The sequence below is a fragment of the Loigolactobacillus coryniformis subsp. coryniformis KCTC 3167 = DSM 20001 genome, from assembly GCF_002706425.1.
In the GTDB taxonomy this organism is placed as follows: domain Bacteria; phylum Bacillota; class Bacilli; order Lactobacillales; family Lactobacillaceae; genus Loigolactobacillus; species Loigolactobacillus coryniformis.
Genome location: NZ_CP017713.1, coordinates 930,358 through 945,778, shown reverse-complemented (window position 1 = coordinate 945,778; position 15,421 = coordinate 930,358). Strand labels below are relative to the sequence as shown.

Annotated in this window: 13 protein-coding genes, 1 pseudogene and 1 other annotated feature; of the genes and pseudogenes, 3 read left to right on the top strand and 11 right to left on the bottom strand. The window is 41.9% G+C overall.

The annotated features are described in order from the left end of the window. Positions 1-6: 6 nt before the first annotated feature. The 6 genes from LC20001_RS04680 to LC20001_RS04655 are packed head-to-tail and all read right to left on the bottom strand — an operon-like array spanning position 7 to position 5,208. Entirely contained in the window at positions 7-381 is a 375-nt protein-coding gene (locus LC20001_RS04680; RefSeq protein ID WP_010011928.1) for a PTS glucitol/sorbitol transporter subunit IIA, read from the bottom strand. Positions 382-405: 24 nt separating this feature from the next. Further along, entirely contained in the window at positions 406-1,413 is a 1,008-nt protein-coding gene (srlE, locus tag LC20001_RS04675; RefSeq protein WP_010011929.1) for a PTS glucitol/sorbitol transporter subunit IIB, read from the bottom strand. Between the two features lie 26 nt (positions 1,414-1,439). After that, positions 1,440-2,003, bottom strand: a complete 564-nt coding sequence (srlA, locus tag LC20001_RS04670) for a PTS glucitol/sorbitol transporter subunit IIC (RefSeq protein WP_003680535.1) — start codon at positions 2,001-2,003, stop codon at positions 1,440-1,442. A 1-nt stretch (position 2,004) separates the two neighbouring features. Continuing rightward, positions 2,005-2,493, bottom strand: a complete 489-nt coding sequence (locus tag LC20001_RS04665; protein ID WP_010011930.1) for a transcriptional regulator GutM — start codon at positions 2,491-2,493, stop codon at positions 2,005-2,007. Continuing rightward, positions 2,493-4,352, bottom strand: a complete 1,860-nt coding sequence (locus tag LC20001_RS04660; protein ID WP_010011931.1) for a BglG family transcription antiterminator — start codon at positions 4,350-4,352, stop codon at positions 2,493-2,495. The genes LC20001_RS04665 and LC20001_RS04660 overlap by 1 nt, the downstream gene beginning before the upstream one ends. 52 nt (positions 4,353-4,404) lie before the next feature. After that, positions 4,405-5,208: an SDR family oxidoreductase gene (locus tag LC20001_RS04655; protein WP_010011932.1), complete on the bottom strand. Its 804-nt coding sequence runs from the start codon at positions 5,206-5,208 to the stop codon at positions 4,405-4,407. 175 nt (positions 5,209-5,383) lie between these two features. Here LC20001_RS04655 and LC20001_RS04650 point away from each other — a divergent pair, with 175 nt between their 5' ends. Next, positions 5,384-6,832 carry a DDE-type integrase/transposase/recombinase gene (locus LC20001_RS04650; RefSeq protein WP_056943358.1) on the top strand — a complete coding sequence of 483 codons (1,449 nt, stop codon included), beginning with the start codon at positions 5,384-5,386 and terminating at the stop codon, positions 6,830-6,832. A 696-nt stretch (positions 6,833-7,528) separates the two neighbouring features. Here the strand turns inward: LC20001_RS04650 and LC20001_RS04645 are convergent. The 3 genes from LC20001_RS04645 to LC20001_RS04635 all read right to left on the bottom strand — a co-directional run bounded on the left by LC20001_RS04645 (position 7,529) and on the right by LC20001_RS04635 (position 10,335). Then, positions 7,529-8,284: an ABC transporter permease gene (locus LC20001_RS04645; RefSeq protein ID WP_003678562.1), complete on the bottom strand. Its 756-nt coding sequence runs from the start codon at positions 8,282-8,284 to the stop codon at positions 7,529-7,531. Then, on the bottom strand, positions 8,281-8,928 hold the full coding sequence (locus LC20001_RS04640; protein ID WP_010011933.1) for an ABC transporter ATP-binding protein: 648 nt from the start codon (positions 8,926-8,928) through the stop codon (positions 8,281-8,283). The genes LC20001_RS04645 and LC20001_RS04640 overlap by 4 nt, the downstream gene beginning before the upstream one ends. A 135-nt stretch (positions 8,929-9,063) precedes the next feature. Next, positions 9,064-10,335, bottom strand: a complete 1,272-nt coding sequence (locus LC20001_RS04635; RefSeq protein ID WP_235804473.1) for a pyrimidine-nucleoside phosphorylase — start codon at positions 10,333-10,335, stop codon at positions 9,064-9,066. A gap of 558 nt (positions 10,336-10,893) precedes the next feature. Here LC20001_RS04635 and LC20001_RS04630 point away from each other — a divergent pair. Both LC20001_RS04630 and LC20001_RS04625 read left to right on the top strand, forming a co-directional pair. Continuing rightward, entirely contained in the window at positions 10,894-12,087 is a 1,194-nt protein-coding gene (locus tag LC20001_RS04630; RefSeq protein WP_010011936.1) for an SAM-dependent methyltransferase, read from the top strand. Between the two features lie 95 nt (positions 12,088-12,182). Further along, positions 12,183-12,419: a binding site (T-box leader), on the top strand. Between the two features lie 68 nt (positions 12,420-12,487). Continuing rightward, entirely contained in the window at positions 12,488-13,285 is a 798-nt protein-coding gene (locus LC20001_RS04625; protein WP_010011938.1) for a 2-keto-4-pentenoate hydratase, read from the top strand. Positions 13,286-13,397: 112 nt separating this feature from the next. On the opposite strand, the pseudogene LC20001_RS04620 reads toward LC20001_RS04625, so the two are convergent. Both LC20001_RS04620 and LC20001_RS04615 read right to left on the bottom strand, forming a co-directional pair. Beyond that, positions 13,398-13,955, bottom strand: a pseudogene (locus LC20001_RS04620) (transposase); the annotation flags it as partial. Between the two features lie 9 nt (positions 13,956-13,964). Continuing rightward, entirely contained in the window at positions 13,965-15,338 is a 1,374-nt protein-coding gene (locus tag LC20001_RS04615; RefSeq protein WP_145955953.1) for an IS701 family transposase, read from the bottom strand. Between the last annotated feature and the right edge of the window lie 83 nt (positions 15,339-15,421).

Sequence of the window (15,421 nt, the reverse complement as noted above, 5' to 3'; positions counted from 1 at the left end):
TTTTTATTAGGCTAATAATTGGACTTGACTGCCAACACTGACAACAGGATAATCCTTAGCTTCCACATACATTGTCCCTGCTAGCTCTGGTTTAGTTGCGCCATTAAAAACAACAGAGATATGACCTAAATTGCTTAAATTAGTCTGAACTTCGCCGCCAACCGCGGTTACTTTGTAAGCTTGCTGATCAATTAACAACACCATGCCAGGGACAATGGTCTGTTGTACTGGCACCACATCAATTAAATAGCACGAAGGACGCAAAGCTGCTGGTGCTTCATTACCGAAGAAAATCATCATGTTAATTGCAGCAAAGTCTTTAGCTTCAGTCCCAATCTCATTCACGTGCGTTTCAAAAACAACTGTTTTAGTCTGATCCATATTGAATTCCTCCCGATTAATTTATTACTTCGCGTATAAGCCAAAACTAGCTAACCAAGCAACGATCACCCGTGGCACCCCATTGATAAAGCGGGAATAAAGCACTGACGGCACACCGACTTCAACCGTTTTAGCTTCTGCTTCCTCTAACCCCAAACCAACTGGAATAAAATCACAAGCGTTTTGCGTATTGATTGCGAATAGTGCTGGTAAAGCATATTGCGGTGGAATATTGCCTTTACCAATTTCCAAACCAATTAATGTACCCACAACTTGACCAATAACTGCACCAGGACCTAACAATGGTGACAAGAACGGTAAGGAACAAATGAATCCGATCACACATAAACCAATCACATTACCAGCTAAAGGCGACATTAGCTTAGCAAAGATCTTGCCGATCCCAGATCCTTGAATAATACCAATTAATAGGGCAACAAATGCCATAAAAGGAATAATTGTATTGATCACAGTTTGGACAGAATCCTTTGCGGCCTGATTAAACGTTGCAACGACTTTACCAGCACCGATCCCAATTTTGGCGATAATACTTTTATGTTGTAGTTGGTCAGTAATATTTTTACCGGTTTCGTATTTAGGAGTCTCAGTTACGGCCGCCTTTTCGGTTTCAGTTTCAGCAGTGGCTGGTTCAGTAGTAGTCTCATCAACTAACGTAATTTGTTTATCGCCAACTGCTGAAACATAAATTTCGGGATGAATAAATTGTTGCAAGGGACCGCTTTTACCAGTAGGCAATACATTCACCGTCAAGATTCCCTTCTTGGGATAAATACCACAGCGCAAGGTACCACCACAGTCAATAACAGCCAGCGCAGTTTCTTCGTCAGGAATTGCGGTTTTAAAGCCGTCGACTGCTTTCATACCGGTTAATTTTTCAATTTTATCCACGATGCTTGGGCGTTCGCCGCCGGTAACATAGATAAATTTATGCTTCTGTTCAGTTGGGGTAATGGTTAGTGGTCCGCCGTAGCCGCCACTACCTTTTACAATACGAATACTATGCCAACTCATGATGCAAACCTCCTTGATGTTCGAAATTATTCAGTGGCTTTAGAATTAAGTGCAACTTGTTTGGATAAGGTCACGCCGCTTGACTTGCAAACATATGCAGTCGTCAAGTCGGTGACCCAGCCGCCAATGAAGTTCATAATCAAACCAACTAACAAGTAACGTATGGCTAGATCCATCGTATTCAAGCCTAATTTTTGGACCCCCTGTGCAATGCCCATCCAAATGAATAATTCACCTGGATTAATATGCGGGAAAACCCCATTACTGGTATGGTTAAACTGCGCCATTGCCGCATAATAGCTGGGCTTGTAAAACTCTGGCATAAATCGACCTAGCGTAAACGACATTGGATTGCCTAGCATGAATGCCGCTAGAAATGGTAATAACATATAACGAGTCAAAACATTTCTTGACGATGCCTTAGCGATTTTTTCCATTCGCTCTTCGCCTAAAAAGGCAATGATCGTATTCATTAAAACCAACAATAACAAAACCACTGGTACGATCGTTGACATCCAACTAATAAAAGTCTTAGCACCAGTCTGGAATAAGTTCATAAAACCTGATGCAAAATCTGTAATATAATGCATATTAACTGCCTACTTTCTTTAGATAATGGCCAAAGTGTTGTAGTTGATTACGAATATAAGTGATTAGTGGCAAATCAAAAAAGTTCGTTTGACCGCTAAAATCATGCTCGTTTAACTGACCACTGTGATATTTGATCAACGTTTGATAAGCATTCAATAAACATTGTCTTAATAATCTGGACTCACGTGCTAGCTGCTTATAATCTGTAGCTACTTCCAGAAAGGACTGCCCATTGAAGCGAGTCACCGTTTGAAAACGAGCAAAAATAGTAACCCCTTTCATTAATTGGCAAGCGCGAATCACGCCATCTTGATCTAAAGCAATCAAAAGTAACGTGCCCGCTTGCAATCGTTTAGGATTGCGTCCAATCAACACTCGTCCTTGCCGCCGAAGAGCCTGATAATGGTGAGTAAAATTTCGTAACTGTAAAAATCCCAGTCCGGCCTGTAGAATAAAGGCAACGAAAATAATCAAAATAATAATCAGCATTAAATCCCCTCCGTTAGTTGTTCAATCGGTTGATCCAGACGATAATGCAACAGATTTTGTAAGACATTTTCCTGACGGACCACACTAAAAATGAAATCATACAACGTATCCAATACTCGATTCAGCTGTTGATTTAACTGTTGCGGAATACCTAGTAAGAAAATCAAATGTACTTTGCGCTTATTTACCAGCAATGGCTTTTGTAAGATACCAATTTGTAGAAAAATGACTGGTTTGGCGATTTCATTGATCGTATGGGGCAATGCAATCCCATTTTCGAAAACACTACTGCCCTGAAGTTCGCGTTGATGCCACATCTGCTTAAAACTAGGAGCCAATTCGCCTTTAAGTGTGGCCTGTTCAATCATTTGATCAACGGTTGCTTGATAATCAGCTTGCGGTGTCAAATAAGTTATTTGCAAATGACATGCTTGCGCCATAATTGCTTTATGGACTAGCGATAAAGTGATTTTAGTGGTCAACTCTTCAGTTCTAAATAAATCATCGATTCGAATCACTGGAATCCGATTATCCCCTAAATCCAATGGTTGATCAGAAAAAATTAATAAGAAAGGTAAATCAGGTTGCTTCAATTGCGCTTTATCGGTTATGGCAACTACCTTAATTTGATCAGCAAAGACCTCCGCTAGCTGCTTTTTCAAAAAGTGCTGAGCACCTAAGCCAATGTTACCGACGATTCCAACTTGCTGTGCGACATGCTGTTGATCTTGAACCGCATCCAAAGCTAACTGAAAATATACCGTTAAATAAGTCGCTTCTGTGGTCGGAATAATGGCACCTAATCCCTGCTCTAATGTATTCAGTGCAATCAATGCCAATTCGGCCGCAACGGGATAATTCTTAATGATCTCGTTGGTAAAAATTTCGCTAGCAGGCATGTTAAACAAACTACGATAACACAGAAAAAGTAAATGATATTTGACTTGCGTATAAAATTCAGCATAATCTAATTCAACTTGAACATGTACCTCGATCTGGCGCTTGATTTGCTGTAATAAAGCTTGATTCTTATCTAATTGTTGCGCGACTAAGGAATGAGATAACAACGAGGAGTACTTTAAATTAACAGGAAAACAAATAAAGTCCTGTTCAGTTGCCGTCAAATTAGTTTGGCGTTGCGCCGATAAAGCGCGAAATAATTGCTGCCACTCTGGCGTTAATCTTACTAAATTTTGATAATGGGCTACATGTAAATCAATTTGCCGATCATCCCGCCACAAAAACGACATAATAGCGGTCAACTTCTGTAAACGTGTGGCGGTCGTTTGATCATTGATCTGGTTTGAAACAGCGGCTAACGCTTGCTGCACCGCAGGCGTTAACGGATAATTAGCCGCAAAATAATCATAGACCTCATTGAGTAATAGTAATGGCAATTGATAAGCCTGGTCTAGAACTAACTTAATACCATGATTAGATTGCGCCACAATTTCTGCATCGTAAACACGTAACGTACGCCGTAATTTGTCTAAATCCTTGCTTAAGGTACTGCGACTGATCATTAATGTATCAGCTAAATCATCTTGAACAACATAGCCGGTTGTCGTTACTAATTGCTGAATAATATAGGCCTGCCGTTTTTCACTATCGTTAAAGTCTAGTGATTCACGTAAATAACCGGATTGCAGTCGACTCAAGCCATGATAATCAATAACTTGAAGAAAATAGCGACCATGCCGTTCCTTAATTTGGCCAATACCATGTATATTCTCATTTAACTTTGCCAAACGTTTCTGTAAAGTTTTCTGCGAAATATTTTCACTAGCAATCAATTCAGCCACGGGAATTGACTCACGAGTGATAAATCGCTTCAATAAACGATAATCTTGATTGTCCATTCGCGCTACGCCTCATTTCTATAAATTAATATTGCTAGCTTAAATCAACCATCTAACCACGCGATTTCCCGCCAGCAATATTTGTCGTTACCCCAGTAATATAGCTGGAACGATTGGATAAATAGTAACAAACTAAATCAGCAACTTCTGACAAATGCCCACTACGGCCAAGTGGTGTCGTACTTGTACTCTTATAGCCAGCACGTAATTGTTCAACCGTTTTATGCCGTGTATAGGCTAAAGCTTCTTCATAAGCCGGTGTGCGCAAACCAGTTGCTTCCATGATTCCTGGTGCAATCCCAACTACGCGCACATTATACTGGCCAAGTTCCTTTGCCCATGACCGCGTAAAGCTATTAATCGCGCCCTTAGTAGCTGAATAAACACTTTGACCAATCGAGCCTTCAAGTCCTGCTTCAGATGACATATTAACAATGACGCCCTCGTGCTTGTGCACTAAAATCCGCCCAACTGCTTGGCTCATTAAGAAAACGCTTTTAACATTGACCGCAAACATCTTATTGAAGGCAGCTTCAGTTAATTCATATTGTCCCTTTGGTTGTTTATCGTCTACCAATAGCCGTGGCAAATTAATACCAGCATTATTGACCAATCCATCGATTGTTCCATATTTAGCCACAACTTGTTCAACTAAAGATTCAACTGCTGCAGGTGAAGTGACATCTGTTTGGACAAACATTAGGTTCTTAGCCTGAAATTTGCCTTCTTTTAAATCAGCATTAACAACGTTTACATTTTGTGTGACTAACTCACGCACGATCGCATCACCAATACCAGAAGAGCCACCCGTTACGACCACCGTTTTACCTTGTAATTCTAACCAATTTGCTAACATACTAATTACCTCCTTGCTTTCTAGGTACTGTCAAACGTACCCGATTTTGTCTAGTTTTAATTATTGTTTCTAATGGTTTTGTATTATCTAAGTGAAATTAAAAAACACCCGGACCAATTCTTCTGTTATCCTTGGTGTGCAACCAACAAGAATTCCAAGAAAGAAGGAGATCCGAGTGCTTACACCATTATTAACTTATTTAGTCCAAATAATCAAGTTCCAACGTGCATTGATCATCTTTTTGTTGGCCCAGCTGATTGATATTTTTGACCATTCGCGCTTGCCCAGCACCGATAAACCAACCTATAAACGCTTTAATCAATTTCAAGTTGACGATAAATTACCAATTTTAGCAGCCGATATTGGTCCAGAATCACTTAATTATGAGCAACTGATCATTGACTACATGACCAAAACCGGCAAAGATCTAAAACCAATTCGGCGCCGACAAGGCACCGTGATCACGTTCCAGAACCAACGTTGCCCACGCTGTAATGCCCCAAGCGACTATCTATACGCTAATAACGGTAAAGGTAATCAGCTTAAGTGTAAGATCTGCGCTTTTAGCTTCCAAAATGGTGATGCGCAGAAGAAGAAAGCGGTGGTACTTCGTTGCCCATACTGCCAACATCGATTGGAAGCTCATCACCACCGTAGTAACTTCGATGTGTTACGTTGTCCTAATGACCAATGTTCATTTCGTTTAAAACAAATCAAGCAGTTATCCGTAGCTGAAGCCAAACAATTCAAGGAACAGCCATCTAGCTTCAAAGTACGCTACACTTTCCGTAACTTTAAATTCGATCTCAAAGGCTTAGCGGCTAGTTCGCCAGTTCAAGCCAAGGTCGATTTGAGTAAGATCCAAGCCAGCCCTGAGGTTTTAGGGCTTGTCCTGACCTATCACATTAACTATGGCCTGTCGGCCCGTCGTACCGCAGCCATCATGTACGACGTTCACGGCGTTAAGATCTCCCACCAAACCATTCACAACTACGAAGAGGCGGTAGCGACCGTTATTCGACCATTCTGGGCTAACTATCCTTACGAACTTTCCAACCAATTAGTTGGTGATGAGACTTACGTCAAGGTCAAAGGTAAGTGGAACTATATCTTTTACTTTTACGACGCGGTTAAAAAGCTAATTCTAGCCGACTATATAACGCCCAACCGCACAACTGAATCAGCGGTCGTTGCCATCAATCAAGTCCTACAGAAGATGTCCGAACGTCCAGCCGACCTACAGTTCGTAGTCGACGCCAATCCCATTTATCAAGTAGCACAACTTTATTTTGCTCAACAAGGGATCAATTTTAAAATCAAGCAAGTAGTAGGGTTGACCAACAAAGATCCAATCAGTAAAGAGTATCGTTTCTTGAAACAAACAATTGAGCGTTTAAACCGTAGTTTTAAGGGCAATTATCGGTCGGCCACTGGTTTTAACTCACCAACCGGTTCAGCCAGTTATACCGCCTTATATTCAGCGGCTTATAACTTTTTACGCCCGCACGAAGCGCTAGATTATAAGGTGCCGGTACACCTACCAGAGCTGGACAATAAACCGCGCATGTACGATAAATGGTTGGCCTTGATTGATCTAGCACAAAGCCAATTACCAACTGCATAAGCAAGCATTAGTTTAGGACTAGAATCAAACTTGTCTAAGCTGACTTTGTGTTGCCTCGAAACGGGCGATTGGCCGGATTAATACTGTGCGCGTACAGAACTAACCAACTAGACCACTCAATCCTTAAGTCGATTTCTACAGTTGCATCTACACCACCTTCTGAACCACGGTTTTCATAGAACTTTTGACGTTACCGCTTTCTATACTTATAGCATAACGAAAACGCTAACATTGATTAAGCTCGTTATTTACTGGTCAAGTTTAAAAAAAGCATTGGAATAGTATCAGATACAATTGGTATATAGTAGAAATATTATTTTAATCGCAATTAAAGTTAACTGGTCTAGCTTTACTACAGTTATAGTATAGTGAGTCTCAATACGATTTAATAGAATAAAAATATAGAAAGTAGAACAAAAATAAACGTGTGCCATCAAGCGTCCATTTTTTAGAAATTAGCCTAAGGCGGCGTACAAATGCACACAGTGGATTATTGGTTGGCCGTAGCTAAACGAAAAAATTTGCCTTGTGGCATAGTTTTAACAATATTATTCATAAGTGCAAAAAGGAGTTGAACATAAATTACTTATGTCACAACCCCTAGCTTAACCAATTTTAATTTTCTGATTCATGTTCAATTAAAAAAGTCCAGCGTAAGCCGCAAAGCTTACCGCTGAACCATTCAATCTTTTATGCCTACAACAACTGCTTCTGTTCATTATAAAATTGCTTATACGCCAAGTAACAAGCAATCACCGACCCAATACTGGTCGCCGACAATAACATGAACGTCACTAAAATTTGGTATTTAATTGCGTGTACAGGATCGACGCCAGCAAAAATCAAACCGGACATCATCCCTGGCAAGCTCACAATACCTACAGTTTTAGCTGAATCAATTGTTGGTGCCATCCCAGTACGAATACTTTCACGAACGATATCGATCGAAGCTAGTCGTAAATCAGCACCTAGGGCCAAACGTTCTAGCACCTGTTGACGCCGATCACGAAAGCTACTATTCATGTTACGGTAACAAAGGCCGATCGCCACCATTGAATTACTGGCGATCATACCAGAGATGGGAATCATTTGTGATGGAATGAAACGAATTGAACCCGAAAAAACCAGCACCGCTAAGGTTAATCCGGTACTTGATAAAATCGCCAACAATGAAATTGGCAATGCATGCCGAATACCAGCAGCCCGTTTATTGGCATTATATGCGGCGTTAAAAATAATAATCAAGATCAAAATCAAAGTCAGCCACACATTATTGATGCGAAAAACGTATTTCAATAAGTAACCAACCACAACCAGTTGAATAATTGCCCGCACGACGCCGATTATAATGTCTTTATCGACGCCTAACTTTTCACGATAGCCGATATACAACGCCACAAAAACGAGTAAAGCGGCAAAAATCAAAGTAGTATTACTGACCGCTAAATTCATTGATTCGCCTCCATTTTTCCAGCCACGATTTTGATCAATCGATTGGCACCACTGATCTCCTCATTATCGTGGGTCACCGCCAAAATCGTTACCCCATTTTCCTGATTGACGCGCATAATTTCCTGATGCAGGATCGCTTTATTCTCATTATCTAGTCCTGTACTGATCTCATCTAATAACAAGATTTGTGGTGGAAAAAGTAGATTGCGTAAAATAGCGACCCGCTGGCGCTCCCCACCGGACAGATCATTGATCGGCTTATCTAGATAAGCGGCTGGTAAGTTCACACTGGCCAGCGCCGCAACGGCTCGTTTTTGATCAAAATCCTGCTGCCGGATTTGAAACGGAAACCGGAGATTATCGGCTACAGTTTGTCCAAATAATTGCGGCTGTTGTACCGCATATGAAACCTCGCGTCGATACAAAATCGGATCATATTCCGCCCACTCTTTACCAGCCAACAATAACTGGCCGCTAGTTCTAGTTAAAAGTCCGGCAATTACGCGTAATAACGTGCTTTTACCACTACCTGACGGACCTGTGATCGTAATATAATCCTGTGCTGCTACAGTGAGTTCAATGTGCTGCAACACATTTTGCCCCGCAACCTGATAACCAATATCTTGTAATTCTAATAATGTCATTCCCCCACCCCTATTTCAAAGCTATTTGATCTATAAAACACAGCACTTGATGATGCCCCATTATAGCACAGCCTGTAACCGTTATCATCTATTAATAAATATAAAAAAGCCCAGCAAAATTTGCCGAGCTTCAGTTTAATCAGTTTGTTCCAAGGCACTATCGATCACATCGTACAATAAACGATGTTCCGGCGCCTTATCCGCAATCGTGGCCGCCTGCTGTGCTAATTTTAATACCGGTTGAATATCAGCCGCCGCACTATAAACAGTTGCCAAGGTTTCACCGGCTTCAACTGAGTCGCCGATTTTCTTATTCAAAACAAAACCAACACCAGCGGTTTGCCCAAGTAATTGCCGCAACTGCTTTAATTGTGCCATATCCCATGCTGCTATATAGCCTGAGCGTGGTGCTCGCGCTGTTGCCGTAAATTCTGCAGTTGCTAATAAATCAGGTTGCTCCACAATACTGGCATCGCCGTCTTGGGCAACTAGCCACTCATGGAATTTAGCTAGTGCTTGACCGTTTTCTAAATTGGCACTCAAAGCTTCACGTGCATCAGCAACGGTCCCAAGATAGCCTCCTAAGACAGCTAATTGTGCTCCAAGTGAAAGCACTAACTCACGTAGGTCAGCTGGACCACCACCTTTTAAGGTAGCGATCACTTCACGAATTTCCCAACTGGCACCCACAGCATCACCGATCGGTTGATTAAGATCGGAAATCACCGCTAAAGTTCGCCGGCCCACTTCAGCACCAACCGCAACCGCTAATTTTGCGACTTGTTGCGCTTGTTTCAGTGACAAGCCGTTATTGCCGGTCTTAATATCAACGACCAATGCATCGACACCAGCAGCGATTGCTAGGCTAAGTAAGTGACTCGTCAGTAATGCCGGTACCGCAGTCGTGTCTGTTTCTATTTCTAGTTTAGCAAGTTGTTGCTGTAACGGCGCTAATTCAGCCACTGGTGCCGCAGCTACTGCGTTAACTTTTTTCAAAGTCGTCACAAATTCATCAGCGGCCAATTTAGTCCGTAACTGCGGCACTGCAGCTAAGCGCGCCAAAGGACTAGTCATTTCTTCAGCCAAAGGTGTCACAACTTGCAAAATCGGTACGCCTAAGCTAGCAACCAACGGTAATAAAACTAAACTAGTTTTGTCGCCTAAACCATCAGTTGTTAACGGCGCAACTTTGATCCCCGGCAAATCACTAAGATCATAGATTCCACCAGAATATGCCAACGCCATCGTTAAATCAGTCAGCTCCGCCGTAGTTTCCATATCGTGATAACTAAACGTATCTAAAAAGGCCCCCACCTGCGCAGTCGTCATCTCTTTGGCGACAATTGCTTTCGTAATAAAAGTAATTTCTGCCGTAGTTAGTTTTTCACCACGACGACGTTTATTCATTAAATCAAGCACTTGCAAATTAATTAGCCTACCTTTCTACTTCACAATTAAGGTAATTTATTAGCCAAGTGCGCTAATAAATTTTGTTGTTACGGACGATGGCCATTCTTGTGGCAAAATACTTACCGCAAGAAACATGGCTCTACTTCACAATTAAGGTAATTTATTAGCCAAGTGCGCTAATAAATTTTGTTGTTACGGACGATGGCCATTCTTGTGGCAAAATACTTACCGCAAGAAACATGGCTCTACTTCACAATTAAGGTAATTTATTAGCCAAGTGCGCTAATAAATTTGTTGTTACGGCCGATGCGACTTAGACTTGCCGCTCTTTGGCCTAGTCTAATCGATAGCATTCACTCTTATGGCAAATTATAGCCACACAAAATTTAGTTTCTTCTTATTAGCCAGCGATAATTCGTTTACTATTCTGCTAGCAAGTATACCATTTTCGCACAATAATTTCTGCAACTTACTTATCAGCGCTAAAAAATAAGCGTATACTGTTTTTATGCTTATGTTTTATAAGCATTTTTTACGAGAGGAAGGATAGTTTCAATGCTTGAAAAAACGTTCTATAAGACTCTTTTCGGTCATTCATTCAACATTCCAGTTAAAGTTAATTATTGGGATGGTAAGAGCACGGTTTACGGCGATGGTGAGCCCGAAGTTACGATCACGCTTAAAGAAGCAATCCCGATGAAAGAGATCTTGAACAACGCTTCGCTGGCTTTAGGTGAAGGTTATATGGATGGAAAGATCGAAATCACTGGCGGCCCATATAGTATTCAAAAATTACTAACCGCAGCTTACGAGAACGCAGATAGTTTTATGCGCAACTCGAAGTACATTCGTTTCTTACCAAAACAATCACATAACGAAAAGCACAGTAAAGAAGACGTGCAGAGCCACTATGATGTCGGTAATGACTTCTACCAATTATGGTTGGATTCAACCATGACCTACTCTTGTGCCTATTTCCAAACACCTGAAGACACATTAGAGCAAGCTCAAATGAATAAAGTTCGCCATATCATCAACAAGTTAGACCCACAAGCTGGTCGGACATTATTAGATATTGGCTGTGGCTGGGGAACTTTGATGTTAACGGCTGCTGAAGAATATGGTTTAAAAGTTACTGGGATCACATTGAGCCAAGAACAATACAACTACGTCACTAAACAAATTGCTGATCGTGGTTTAGAGGATGTGGCTGATGTCCAATTAGTCGACTATCGCGAATTGAAGCACGAACCATTTGATTACGTCACTTCAGTTGGGATGTTCGAACACGTTGGTCAAGAAAATTTGGAACTTTACTTTAAAACAGTTGCCAAATACCTTAAAGACGATGGTGTCGCTTTGATCCACGGTATCACGCGGCAACAAGGTGGTGCCACTAACGCTTGGCTAACTAAGTATATCTTCCCTGGTGGCTACGTTCCTGGCTTAGTTGAAAATACGCAACATATCATTGATGCTGGTTTACAAATTGATGATGTTGAGCCTTTACGCCGGCACTACCAACACACGCTAGAAATTTGGGACAAGAATTTCAACGAACACCGTGATGAAATTGCCAAATTACAAGATGAACGCTTTATCCGCATGTGGGATGTTTATCTCCAAGCGGCTGCTGCTTCATTCGAATCCGGTAATATCGATGTCATTCAGTTCTTAATTTCAAAAGGTGCTTCTGGTAAATACTTACCGATGACCCGTGATTATATTTACGAAAAAGAAATTAAATAACAAGTAATAACTGACGTGAGCTTCTACGTCAGTTATTTTTTTATGCTTGACAGATCGATTAAAGGCGACTATATTAGATTTAAATTAAAAATAAATGAGTTACTAAGAAGAGGAAGAGTAGTTGATTTCGACTAGCAGCGAGTTCCGTTAGGTGAAAGGGAATTAGTCATCAATCAATGAAAATCACCTCTGAGTTATGGGTCGAATTTAAGTAACGCCCATTGGCTGCAGCCATTACCCTGCTAGCGTATCGTGAATAACCGTACGTGACTAAGTTATTGTTAGTAATAACAGTAAGAATTTGGGTGGTACCGCGCCGTAGCGTCCCGGAAATACAATTGTATTTCTGGGGCGCTTTTTTAGTAACAAGTTTAAATCTATCTTTAGGGAGATCTTTTTTATGAGTGAAAATACATTAACTGTTCAATCCGCAACTGAAACTAAGGTCGCTAACGCTTTACATCAGGCCTTAACCACACAAAAGCCCCTAAAGGCCAGTGACTGGGAAGCTTCTGTTCCTGACTTTGATACTGCTTATCGTGTCCAACATGCCTTTACTGAACTCAAAAAAGAACCAGTAGCTGGTTATAAAGTCAGTCTAACTTCTGAGGAAACGCAAAAAATGTTCGACTCTGACTCACCTTTTTACGGTGCTGAAACTAAATCAGCTTGGCTCAGTAGCCCAGCCCAGTTGCCACTCAGTGATTTAATGGATCCATTGTTAGAAGTCGAAATGGTTTTCACTGCTAAAGAAGCCCTTTTACCTAGTGATACACTGGAACAATTACTAGCTAAAGTTGGCGTCGCTGCTGGTGTTGAATTACCTGATTCTCGTTTCAGTGATTGGTTCCCAGCCCTTTCTAAATACTTGGTCGTGGCCGATGGCGCTGTTGGTGGCCGCGTTGTTTACGGAGCTGATACGACCGAAAAAGTTACAGTTGCCGATTTAGCAACCGTTGATTGTACCCTAACTTTAGACGGCAAAGAATTAGGCACTGGTAAATCATCCGAAGTTTTAGGCAACCCTTTAAACTCACTAAAATGGCTAGTTGGTAAATTGGCTGAACAAGGCGTTGCTTATCCCGCCGGTACTAAAGTTTCTAGCGGTACCTTCCTCTTGCCACCACATTTACAAAAGGGTCATTACGTTGCTCACTTTAGCAAGTACTTTGCGGATGTAGAAGTCGAGGTTAAATAATTACCGGATGCTTCAACGCTACTAAAATATATTACTAAAGGTTGAAAGTATCAAATAGACCGTAACCATTGATGTCAAACGGTTATGGCACGATATATTACTAGTTTCCACTTCATTGAGCATTACCGAGTAGCCTGGCCAGGCTATTCGGTAATGCTTTTATAAATTCGTCAAAAATAATAGTTAATGTTTCAACCGCCATGTCGAGTTTTTCACCTAGACCAGTAATTGTTTGTATCAGCCAATTCAACGCACTTACTAACTTAATATCAGGCAACGGTCGTCCATAATCGAAGAATAAGTCACCCAGCGTCCTGTCGTCCGTATTTTCACGTTGCGCCAATGCAAGGACGTCATAGCTTAACATGACCATTGCTAGGTGACCGCAAAGCCCATCATAGCTTTGGACTTGAGTCTGATCAAATTGCAGGTATTGTTTAGCGACTTTAAAATAACATTCGATCTGCCAACGCCGACCGTACATCTGAATGATTGCTTCTGGTCTTAGGTCAGTCATTGTGGTCGCCAACACAAGATATTGATCAGCCTGGCCACGTTTGGTTACGAAGACTAACTTCATTGGGATTTTTTCGCCATCAACTTCAAATGTGACGATTGGACTGTATAGATAGCTATCCTTAATTGGCCATTTACTGCGCCGTAAGTTAGTGTCAGCACTTTACAGCTTTTCACTGACCCCCGACCAACAAGAAGCCAACCACTGAATCACCACTTTGGCCGGTGTTGTTTTTAACCGCCTTTGCACTTGCCGCGCTAAACTAGCCAAAAACAGCGCCGCTTGAATTTGCCGACTTAACCAGAGTTTGCGTTCACGCAAACTTTTGGTTACCAAAAAAGCTAAACTAGGTTGGGTCAATGGCAATACGATCATCAAGGTATACGCCGTATTCAATAAATGATGATCGGCTTCAATCTTGGCTACTGAACGCACGGCGTAATCACCGAAGTGCCAGAATGTTTTCATTTCATAAAAATAGGTCTCGATCGCCCAACGTTTTTGATAGTAGGCCAACGCTCGTAGCGCTGGCGCAGGGGCGCTGGTCTCCGGCGTCCGATAGGTGAGCTGGGTCGGATCAACGGCTAGGGTTTCGGTTGTGATCGCCGCTAATTCTTCGGGCGCGCTCGTCGCCATGAACAGACGACAAGTCGTCTTGCGTTGTACGCGGATCATGTAAACTGGCTGGGGCATCAAGCGTGTCAGACACCGCACTATACCGATCTGATCTCCGGCCGAACAAAGATTTAATGCAATATTTCCCAAATGGATCTGGTCACCATATTTCCGCGGCCGACCGCGCTTACCGGTGCGTTTGGGTAAGCCAAACATGGCGGTATCTTTACGCACATTGGCGATCATAGCTAGATTAGGTTGCGTCATGACCAGTTGGTTGATCTCAGCTTTGGGATACCAACTGTCACACAGTAGGAACACTTGTTGGTCGCTGGCGATCGATTTCAAAGTCGTCTTGATCATTTGCGCCGCTTGCTGGTATTTGGTCGCCTGTTCCGCCTGATAAAGGTGCGTGGCTAACGGCAAGAACGTATAAACTGGCTGGTCATCTTGGTCCCGCTGTGTTGGGATCATCAGACCTAAAGTAACGAAATCATGGGCATTGACGAGCCGCTTACCCGTATGTGCGGCGTGATCGAATAGATATTTGACGCCGGTAAATTTGTGGCCGAACTTGGGTTGGACCGTGTCATCCAGAACCAATAATAAGGGCAAGTCCTGACAAGTAGTGGGAATCAAGGTCAGTAAATACGTCAAGTTGCGCACTTCTAACTGTGGCAAGTGGTTACCGATCACTGCCAAAGCCCGATAAAACGTGTTCAAAGAATGCTTCGTCACCCGGCCCAGAAATTGTTCAAATAAGTGGCGGATCGAGTGGCGGTCACCGATCACTAACAACGCTAGACACAACCAAAAATAGTTAAGGCCCATTGGCTTAGACAAGCCAGCCGCTTTTAAATCAGAAAAATAGGCGTGGAGGGTGGTTAAAAGTGATGATTTTTGATAAAATGAGTTCAACACGAATCCTTCTTTCTAAATGGTTTTTTGTCGAACTCATTTTAGCAAAGAATAGGCATTCGTGCCTTTTTATATCCAAATTTTTT

Excerpts from the sequence above, each read along its gene's own strand:
- LC20001_RS04680 (WP_010011928.1), bottom strand. The coding sequence starts at position 381 with ATGGATCAGACTAAAACAGTTGTTTTTGAAACGCACGTGAATGAGATT.
- srlE (WP_010011929.1), bottom strand. The coding sequence starts at position 1,413 with ATGAGTTGGCATAGTATTCGTATTGTAAAAGGTAGTGGCGGCTACGGC.
- srlA (WP_003680535.1), bottom strand. The coding sequence starts at position 2,003 with ATGCATTATATTACAGATTTTGCATCAGGTTTTATGAACTTATTCCAG.
- LC20001_RS04665 (WP_010011930.1), bottom strand. The coding sequence starts at position 2,493 with ATGCTGATTATTATTTTGATTATTTTCGTTGCCTTTATTCTACAGGCC.
- LC20001_RS04660 (WP_010011931.1), bottom strand. The coding sequence starts at position 4,352 with ATGGACAATCAAGATTATCGTTTATTGAAGCGATTTATCACTCGTGAG.
- LC20001_RS04655 (WP_010011932.1), bottom strand. The coding sequence starts at position 5,208 with ATGTTAGCAAATTGGTTAGAATTACAAGGTAAAACGGTGGTCGTAACG.
- LC20001_RS04645 (WP_003678562.1), bottom strand. The coding sequence starts at position 8,284 with ATGAATTTAGCGGTCAGTAATACTACTTTGATTTTTGCCGCTTTACTC.
- LC20001_RS04640 (WP_010011933.1), bottom strand. The coding sequence starts at position 8,928 with ATGACATTATTAGAATTACAAGATATTGGTTATCAGGTTGCGGGGCAA.
- LC20001_RS04635 (WP_235804473.1), bottom strand. The coding sequence starts at position 10,335 with ATGAATAAACGTCGTCGTGGTGAAAAACTAACTACGGCAGAAATTACT.
- LC20001_RS04630 (WP_010011936.1), top strand. The coding sequence starts at position 10,894 with ATGCTTGAAAAAACGTTCTATAAGACTCTTTTCGGTCATTCATTCAAC.
- LC20001_RS04625 (WP_010011938.1), top strand. The coding sequence starts at position 12,488 with ATGAGTGAAAATACATTAACTGTTCAATCCGCAACTGAAACTAAGGTC.